This window comes from Streptococcus oralis (assembly GCF_001579175.1).
Classification (GTDB): domain Bacteria; phylum Bacillota; class Bacilli; order Lactobacillales; family Streptococcaceae; genus Streptococcus; species Streptococcus oralis_O.
The window spans coordinates 339765-340282 of the sequence record NZ_KQ970759.1 but is presented as its reverse complement, the minus strand read 5'-3'; the positions used below and the strand labels follow the sequence as shown (position 1 = coordinate 340282).

Below are 518 nucleotides of genomic sequence, written 5' to 3'. Positions count from 1 at the left end.
ATTATTTAGCTGCTGCGTAAAGCTCGTCTACTTTGTTCCAGTTAATCACTGAGAAGAAAGCTTTGATGTAGTCAGGACGCACGTTGCGGTATTTCACGTAGTAAGCATGTTCCCAAACGTCCAAGCCCAAGATTGGTTTTTTACCTTCTGAGATTGGTGTATCTTGGTTTGCTGTTGAAGTCACTTCAAGTTTCCCTTCTTTGTTAACAACCAACCATGCCCATCCAGAACCGAAACGTGTTGTTGCTGCCGCAGTAAATGCTGCTTGGAACTCTTCAAATGAACCAAATGTTGCATCGATTGCTGCTGCAAGTTCTGCTGAAGGAGCAGTCTTTTCAGGAGTCATCAATTCCCAGAAAAGAGCGTGGTTCAAGTGTCCACCACCATTGTTGATAAGCGCTTGGCGGATATCAGCTGGGATAGATTCTACATCAGCAAGCAAAGCTTCAAGGTCTTCACCGATTTCAGGGTGTTTTTCAAGAGCAGCATTCGCATTGTTGACATAAGTTTGATGGTGT

General features: G+C 44.0%; 1 protein-coding gene. It reads right to left on the bottom strand.

All coding sequences use genetic code 11. The features are described from left to right. Position 1: 1 nt before the first annotated feature. Positions 2 to 518: superoxide dismutase (locus SORDD24_RS01715; RefSeq protein ID WP_061407868.1), on the bottom strand; the 517-nt coding region annotated here is incomplete at its 5' end.